Source organism: Agrobacterium sp. CFBP 3001 (genome assembly GCF_027871605.1).
Classification (GTDB): domain Bacteria; phylum Pseudomonadota; class Alphaproteobacteria; order Rhizobiales; family Rhizobiaceae; genus Agrobacterium; species Agrobacterium leguminum.
In genome coordinates this window covers 1-7,286 of record NZ_JAQAHD010000045.1, presented here as the reverse complement: position 1 = coordinate 7,286, position 7,286 = coordinate 1, and the positions used below count along the sequence as shown (strand labels likewise).

The window sequence follows — 7,286 nt, the reverse complement described above, 5'->3', positions numbered from 1 at the left end:
ACTAGCCATCGTCGCAACAATCCGGAAGCTCGTCACTATCCTCAACGCCATCGCAAGGACAGATCCAGCATTTGCTTGATCATCCACGGTTGCTTGATCCGGCATCCAGCCGACGCGCGTCTGCGCGGCGAATAGAGTCTTTTCAGCCCAAGGACTTGGGCTGGCTGGATACCGGATCAAGTCCGGTATGACGGAAGCGATGGTCTGCAAAACGAAGCAGCAAAGGAGTTTGCCGCTCCCATGCTTCCGTCTCTACGCGGGCGCGAAGACCCTCTAAACCACCGCCCTCTCATCATAAGCTCTCTGCGCCGCCATCACCGCGTCGATATTTCCCTCCGCCCAATGGGCAAGCGCCGCCACCGTGTCCGTCAGCGTGCGTCCCAGCGGCGTCAGCGAATATTCGACGGTGACAGGAACCGTCGGAAAGGCCTGGCGGGAAATCAGCCCGTCACGCTCGAGCTTCTTCAGCGTCTGCGACAGGACTTTCTGCGAAATGCCCTTGATCTCCCGCCGCAGCAGATTGAAGCGCACCGCTTCCACCCGCAGCCGGTCGAGGATCAGCAGCGCCCATTTGTCGGCAATCCTGTCCAGCACCATGCGGGTGGGGCAGCGGTCTTCATAGACGTCATAGATACGTTCCATGGGTTTGTTCCGTCGTTTCAGGGCCATGCCGGTTTCCGAAAGGAAACCAGATAACCGAAAAGTGCTCTCTTTTCATGATTTCGCAAACGCAGTACCTGTGTTTTCGAAACATGGTTTCCATTATATACTACGGAGATTTGAGATGACAGGCAAGATACTCGTAATCGGTTCCACCGGCACCATCGGCACGCCGCTGGTGAAAACGCTGCTTTCCAGGGGTGAAAGCGTGAAGGCCGCGTCGCGTAGCGGCAAGGCCACGGGCGGCGTGGAAGGGGTGCGTTTCGATTATACCGACGCAGCGACTTATGCGGATGCCTTCGACGGCGTTGACCGTCTGTTCCTTCTCCTTGCGGGCGGGCGTCTGGATGCCATCGACGCGCTGACGCCTGTGGTCGAGGAGGCGGCGCGCGGCAAGGTGAAGATCGTGTTCCTCAGCGTCCTCGGCGTCGATGCCGACGATTCCATTCCCTATCGCCAGATCGAGCTAAAGATCATCGCTTCGGGCACGCCTTACGTCATCCTGCGCCCCAACTGGTTTGCCGATAATTTCCACAGCTACTGGAAGGCCGGCATCGATCACGGCCAGATCGCCGTGCCGGCCGGCGAGGGCAAGTCGAGCTTCATCGACGTCCGCGATATTGCCGACAGCGCCGCCGCCGCCCTGACCTCTGACGCCTTTAACGGCAAGGCTTTCAACCTGACGGGTCCGAAAGCCCTAGGTTACGGCGAAGCGGCCGCGCTGATATCGCAGGCGATCGGCAAGCCGGTGTCCTACGCCGCCGTTTCGGATGAGGTTTTCATCGGCATCCTCACCGGTGCGGGCGTGCCGCAGGACTACGCCTCCTTCCTCGCTTCGATCTTTTATCCCGTGCGTGAAGGCTGGACAGCGGTGGTGACCGGCGATGTCGAAACGCTCACCGGCCATGCGCCGCGTTCACTCGAGACCTATATCGCCGACAATCTGGACCGGCTGAAGGGCTGAGGCTCAAAGCGAGCCCGCTGCGTTTACGCCGGATCGGTGGAGCCGCGGCGGGCCTTGAAGAACATCTTCAGCCGCTGGATCTCCTCGGGGTTCCAGCCGCCTGGCGCGGTTACTTCCGTCCATGCATCGATATAATGTTCCGGCGCATAGACATGGCCATAACCGATGGGCGCGGTGGTGGCTGCGGCGACATCGAGACCGAGCTGCAGCAGGGTGACGACCGGGAACCAGCGGAAGGATGTGGAAACGTCAGGCCCGTGATGCGCCATCCATTGCGGCCGCCGGTAAAGCGAGGCGGCCTCGAAGAAGGTAATCGGGTCGCTGGCATATTGTAGATAGACGATCCGCATCGGCCCCCATTTCGCATCGGGCATATGGGCGGTGGTATATTGGTTGGCGAAGCGGATGACGGAGGAATCGCGGAAGCGCGGCAGCCATTCCGGCGTGCCCTTCACCCGGCCATTGGTGGCCATGCGCCATGTCGGGCTGGAAAAGGGCGGGCCGCTCCACAGCGCACCCTGAAACGGATCGGAGAGCACATCGTAAAGATCCGAGGATTTCTGCGAGTTGAGCGAGCCGAGGCTGAGGCCATGCAGGTAAAGCTTCGGCCGCGTTTCCTTCGGCAGCGTGGTCCAGTAACCGTAGACGGCCTCGAACAAAGCGCGCGCCGTCTCGACACCGTAATCCGGCTCCGTCAGCAGCGCGATCCAGCTCGAGAGATAGGAATATTGCACGGCGACGCTGGCGATATCGCCGTCATGCAGATATTCGACCGTATCGAGCGCTTCCGGGTCGATCCACCCGGTGCCGGTGGGAATGACCACCAGAAGCACCTTTCGCTCGAAACCGCCGACCCGTTTCAGCTCCTCCAGCGCGAAGGCCGCTCTTTCTTCCGGCGTCGAAGCCGAGTTGAGGCCCGCATAGACCCTGAGCGGCTCCTTTGCCGGGCGATGGGTGAAGGCGGATATTTCTGTGGCCGCCGGACCTTCGGCGACGAATTCACGCCCGCGTCGGCCGAGCGATTCCCATGTCATCAGCGAGGCGCTGCTGCCGGTCTTGAGCGCATCTGACGGGCGCGGGACGTCGGGTTCGATCAGCGCATCCACCTGTTTCAGCGAGGAATCGGCAAATCTGAGGCCGATATCGAAGATCAGCCCATTGAGCAGCATCCAGGAGATGATGATCGCCACCGCGATACCGAGCACATTGGCAAGGCGGCGCGGCAGGAAATGGCGGCTACGCGCGGCAAAGAACCGGCGGATAAGCTGGAACAGCCGGCCGGCGCCGATGAGGATGGCGGCGACCAGCACCGCAAGGCCGCCGGTCTTGGTGGGGTGGGCGCTCGGCAGCGGATCGAGCTCCATCAAAACCCGGATGGAATTCTGCCAGTCCTTCGCCTGCCATAAAAACGCGATGGCCGTGATGGCGGCGGCAAGCGCAATGAGAAAACGAATGCCGCGCGCATTATGGCGTGAAGGTTCAGGCAGCTCCAGATAGGCCCAGATGGCGTGCAACGCGACACCGATCAGATAACCGATGGCGAAGGAAAAGCCGCACAGCACCCCCTGCATCAGCCATGTGCGCGGCAGGAGCGAGGGCGTGAGCGAAGCACAGAACAGGATAGTGCCGAAGACGATGCCGGTTGCCGAAAGACCTGCAAACAACCGCTCAACCCATTGTTTCACCAACTTGACTTGCCCCTTGTACTCACCGCGTGGTGCGGAGTGTAATATGTGACGGACGAGGGTGCAAATCCTGCGGGCAGGATAAAAATCACAAAGATAGGAAAATAATCCTTTACAGCGTGACGGTCGTTTGATAGTGTTTGGCTACGGTCGGAGATTTGCGGCTGAAGACGGCGCACGGTCCAAAGGGTTGTCTCCGGTTTGATGGCAAGCTTCCCTCATAGTCGGTGCCATATTGTTGCCCATCCAACCGCCGTCCAGTTTTGCTCTCTGGGCCAGAGCCCTTCTCCTCGTCATGCCGGGCTTGACCCGGCATCCAGCCGGCGCGCGTCTGCGCGGCGAAAAGACTTTTTCAGCCCAATGACTTGGGCTGGCTGGATTCCGGCTCAGGGCCGGAATGACGGGAAAAAGATGTTCCGTCGCATAACCGTAATCGCTGCCATTTCTCTCGCAGGCCAATTCCATGACAATGTCCAGCAATTGCGATCCGGCGCTCTACGGCGTCTGGCCGGAAACGCCCGCCTATGCGGCTGAGGACATGCCGGAAGCCGCGCCGGAGACGAAGTCGCGGGCCGACAGGCTGGCCGCCGAAGATGCGGCGCGCAACGGCAGCCTGCGGCAATTGCTGAACGAGCTGACGGAGGAGATGCGCGAGCAGTTCTGCCTGTACCGCAATCTCCGCCAGGCGAGCGAAGCCGCCTTTCTGGCGACGGCGGAGGATGCTTCGGGCAAGCTGGCGCGCGCCGATGTGAAGGCTGCGACGGACCAGCTCTCGCTGATCGTCCGCACGCTGGAGCGGATCGACGCTTTGCAACGGGTGCTGGCGGAAGAGAGGGAAGCTTTTTCTAGCGAAGACGAAACCGAGGCCGGGGATTACGAAGCGGCGGTGGCGCATTTCCTCAACCGCATCGACGAACTGGCTGAACAGAAATGCCGCGCGAAGATGGAGGTCGATCTCGCCCGCAGCGCATCCGCAGAAACCGACACATGACGGATATGCCAACCGGACCCCATCTGCCGGCGCAGGTCTTCAACCTCCTGCGTGACTGGCGTTTCGTCGGCAACCTGCCGCAGCAACCGCCGGAGGGAGACTGGCGGACATGGCTGCTGATCGGCGGGCGCGGTTCCGGCAAGACCCGCGCCGGGGCGGAATGGGTGCATCGTGTCGCATCCGCCGGCAAGCAGTCGGATTTGCGCATCGCGCTCGTGGCCGAAACGCTGGGTGACGCCCGGGAGGTGATGATCGACGGCATTTCCGGCATCTGCCGCATCGCCCGCCGCCATCGCCCCGCCTTCGAGGTATCGCGCCGGCGGCTCCTCTGGCCGAATGGCGCGATGGCGCAGGTGTTTTCCTCGGAAGACCCGGAAAGCCTGCGTGGCCCGCAATTCCACATGGCCTGGGCGGATGAGCTGGGCAAATGGAAATATCCGCAGGAAACCTGGGACATGCTGCAATTCGGCCTGCGTCTGGGTAAGACGCCCCGGCAACTGGTGACCACAACGCCACGGCCCATTCCTTTGCTGAAGGCGCTTCTCGCCGATCCCGCGACACGGGTGGCGCGGATGCCAACGGCGATGAATGCGCGCAATCTCTCGCCCGGCTTTCTCAAAGCCATGCAGGACCGTTACGGTGGCACGCGGCTGGGGCGTCAGGAAATCGGCGGTGAATTGATCGACGAGCGCGAGGGCGCGCTGTGGAAACGCGCCGATCTGGAAGCGATTATCGAAGCGGCTCTTGAGCCGCTCACGCGGATCGTGGTGGCGGTAGACCCGCCCGTCGGCGTCGGTGAACATTCCTGCTGCGGCATCGTCGTGGCGGGGCTTGGCATGTCCGGGCGTCTTAACGTGCTGGCGGATTGTTCGGTGGAGGGCGAAACGCCGGCCGGCTGGGCCCGCGCCGTGGTCGCCGCCTTTCGCCGCTACGAGGCGGACCGGGTGGTGGCGGAGGTCAATCAGGGCGGCGAGATGGTGCGCGCCATGCTGCAGAGCATCGACGCCAACCTGCCGCTGACACTGGTGCGGGCGAGCCGCGGCAAGTTCACCCGCGCTGAGCCGGTTGCGGCACTCTACGAACAGGGCAGGGTGCGCCACGCCGCGCGGTTTGAAAAGCTGGAGGACCAGATGACGGATTTCGGGCCAGACGGCCTATCCTCCGGGCGTTCGCCGGACAGGCTGGATGCGCTCGTCTGGGCGATAACAGCGCTGACGACGATGGTGGTGAGTGAACCGAAAGTGCGGGGGATGTGAGGTAGCCGATTATTGGCTCCAGCGAAGGAGAGCCAATTACCCGTCGAGCGGATGCCCGCGGTTTCTTCTCCCCGCCGGGGAGAAGAAAAGTGAGGCGCCGTCAACGCCCATTTCGGGCGTCTGACGGATATTATTTCTTCGGGGATTGCGCCGGTTTCGGCTGGGAGCCGGTTTCACGCATCTGGCGCCACTCGTTTTCGAGACGGTCATAAACGGTCTGGGGGATTGTCGCTGTCATGGTGGCATTCCTCCTTGAATGGTTAACGCTGCAGGATTGCGCGGTGAATGGAGTTAGCGCGCTAAGGTTCCGAAATTCAAGGAATTTTTTACCCCAAAACCCCGGGGCGCGGATTAAAATCGATTAAGGTTTTTTCAAATCGATTTAGTTCCGGCAGCCTGCATGTGGAAAAACCGGGCGTCGCATTGCCCATCATTTTCAGGAGCCATCATGGCCTATGACGAGGCGCGATTCTTCGCGTCGGCGCGGATTTCCATTTTCGGCGGTCGCCTGCGCGCGGCCCAGCTTGCCGGCACGAAAACGATGCTGGCGGGGTTCGAAAAGTCGATGCCGGGCGGCGATCCGCGCTGGCTCGCCTATATGCTGGCGACGGCCTTTCACGAGACGGCGGCGACCATGCAGCCGGTGCGCGAGACATTGGCGGCGAGCGATGCCGAGGCGATGGCAAGGCTCGACCGCGCCTTTGCGGCGGGCAGGCTGCCCATGGTGCGCAAGCCCTATTGGCGGCCGGACACGGAGGGTAAAAGCTGGCTGGGGCGCGGCTTCGTGCAACTGACGCATCGGCGCAATTACGAGGCCATGTCGGCGCTGACCGGCGTCGATCTCCTCGAACGGCCCGAGCGCGCCATGGAGGCGGAGGTGGCCACCGCGATCCTGATCCACGGCATGGCGGGCGGCGGTTTTACCGGCCGCAGGCTCTCCGATTTCTTCAGCGACAGGTGCGAAGATTGGGACGGCGCCCGCGCCATCATCAATGGCAGCGACCGGGCGCGGCTGGTGGGCGGTTACGGGCGCGCATTTCATCACGCGCTTGTCGCGGCGCGGATTGAACCTGGGCGGGCCAGATGATAACCCGTTACCCGGTGCCGAAAAGGCTGCCTCCGAATTCTGCATGACAGGTGACACCGTGATCCGCCATATCGTCTTTTTCACCGTTCCCGAGGAAAACCGCGACGCCGTGCGCAGGGGGCTTTCCGGCCTGACCGCGATACCGCATTCGCTGAAGCTGGAAATCGGCGAGAACGTGAAGAAGGACCAATGGGGCAATTCGGTCGATTTCATCGTCTATGGCGAGTTCGAAAACGAGGCGGCGCTCGCCGCTTATAAGGCCGATCCGGCTTATGACCTCTCGACCCGCACGGTAAAGCCGCTGCGCGAAACCCGCGTTGCCGCCGATTTCGACAGCGATACGGCGGTGAAAGCGCCGATCCGGTAAACGTCCGGTTTCACCGAAGTCGGCGCGAGATATTGCTGCTGTGCGGACAGGGTGTCTCACGAGCGACGTCATCCTTGGGCTTGTCCCAAGGATCTGATCACGTCCAATAAAATCGAGACGTTGCAGATGCTCGGGACAGGCCCGAGCATGACGAAAGAGAGCTTTCACTACTGTCCGGTTTAAATTTGCGGCCATTGGAAGGCCATCTGGATTTGGTTTCTGGGTTTGTCTGGTGGCGGGTCGAGAAGCCGATCGGTGCGTCGCCGGTGCATGAGG

8 protein-coding genes are annotated in these 7,286 nt (G+C 61.8%); 5 read left to right on the top strand and 3 right to left on the bottom strand.

The genetic code is table 11. The annotated features are described in order from the left end of the window. Both PH605_RS25110 and PH605_RS25105 read right to left on the bottom strand, forming a co-directional pair. Positions 1–210: hypothetical protein (locus PH605_RS25110; RefSeq protein ID WP_205125172.1), on the bottom strand; the 210-nt coding region annotated here is incomplete at its 3' end. Between the two features lie 63 nt (positions 211–273). After that, positions 274–642: a winged helix-turn-helix transcriptional regulator gene (locus PH605_RS25105; RefSeq protein WP_142846671.1), complete on the bottom strand. Its 369-nt coding sequence runs from the start codon at positions 640–642 to the stop codon at positions 274–276. 142 nt (positions 643–784) lie between these two features. Here PH605_RS25105 and PH605_RS25100 point away from each other — a divergent pair, with 142 nt between their 5' ends. Continuing rightward, complete coding sequence (locus PH605_RS25100; protein ID WP_142846673.1) at positions 785–1,624, top strand: SDR family oxidoreductase; 840 nt, start codon at positions 785–787, stop codon at positions 1,622–1,624. A 23-nt stretch (positions 1,625–1,647) separates the two neighbouring features. On the opposite strand, the gene PH605_RS25095 is transcribed toward PH605_RS25100, so the two are convergent. Then, positions 1,648–3,288, bottom strand: coding sequence for an alpha/beta hydrolase (locus PH605_RS25095; protein WP_161988031.1), 1,641 nt, complete (start codon positions 3,286–3,288; stop codon positions 1,648–1,650). A gap of 484 nt (positions 3,289–3,772) precedes the next feature. Between PH605_RS25095 and PH605_RS25090 the strand changes: the two genes are divergently transcribed. The 4 genes from PH605_RS25090 (at position 3,773) to PH605_RS25075 (ending at position 7,010) form a co-directional block, all read left to right on the top strand. Continuing rightward, complete coding sequence (locus tag PH605_RS25090) at positions 3,773–4,300, top strand: hypothetical protein (protein ID WP_142846676.1); 528 nt, start codon at positions 3,773–3,775, stop codon at positions 4,298–4,300. After that, complete coding sequence (locus PH605_RS25085) at positions 4,297–5,556, top strand: DNA-packaging protein (protein WP_161988030.1); 1,260 nt, start codon at positions 4,297–4,299, stop codon at positions 5,554–5,556. Before PH605_RS25090 ends, PH605_RS25085 begins: the two co-directional genes overlap by 4 nt. 448 nt (positions 5,557–6,004) lie before the next feature. Then, entirely contained in the window at positions 6,005–6,643 is a 639-nt protein-coding gene (locus tag PH605_RS25080) for a hypothetical protein (RefSeq protein ID WP_080856115.1), read from the top strand. Positions 6,644–6,701: 58 nt separating this feature from the next. Then, complete coding sequence (locus PH605_RS25075; RefSeq protein WP_003522330.1) at positions 6,702–7,010, top strand: Dabb family protein; 309 nt, start codon at positions 6,702–6,704, stop codon at positions 7,008–7,010. Positions 7,011–7,286: the final 276 nt, after the last annotated feature.

What these genes read in the sequence shown, in the direction of transcription:
- PH605_RS25105 (WP_142846671.1), bottom strand. Translation starts at nt 642, where the DNA reads ATGGAACGTATCTATGACGTCTATGAAGACCGCTGCCCCACCCGCATG.
- PH605_RS25100 (WP_142846673.1), top strand. Translation starts at nt 785, where the DNA reads ATGACAGGCAAGATACTCGTAATCGGTTCCACCGGCACCATCGGCACG.
- PH605_RS25090 (WP_142846676.1), top strand. Translation starts at nt 3,773, where the DNA reads ATGACAATGTCCAGCAATTGCGATCCGGCGCTCTACGGCGTCTGGCCG.
- PH605_RS25085 (WP_161988030.1), top strand. Translation starts at nt 4,297, where the DNA reads ATGACGGATATGCCAACCGGACCCCATCTGCCGGCGCAGGTCTTCAAC.
- PH605_RS25080 (WP_080856115.1), top strand. Translation starts at nt 6,005, where the DNA reads ATGGCCTATGACGAGGCGCGATTCTTCGCGTCGGCGCGGATTTCCATT.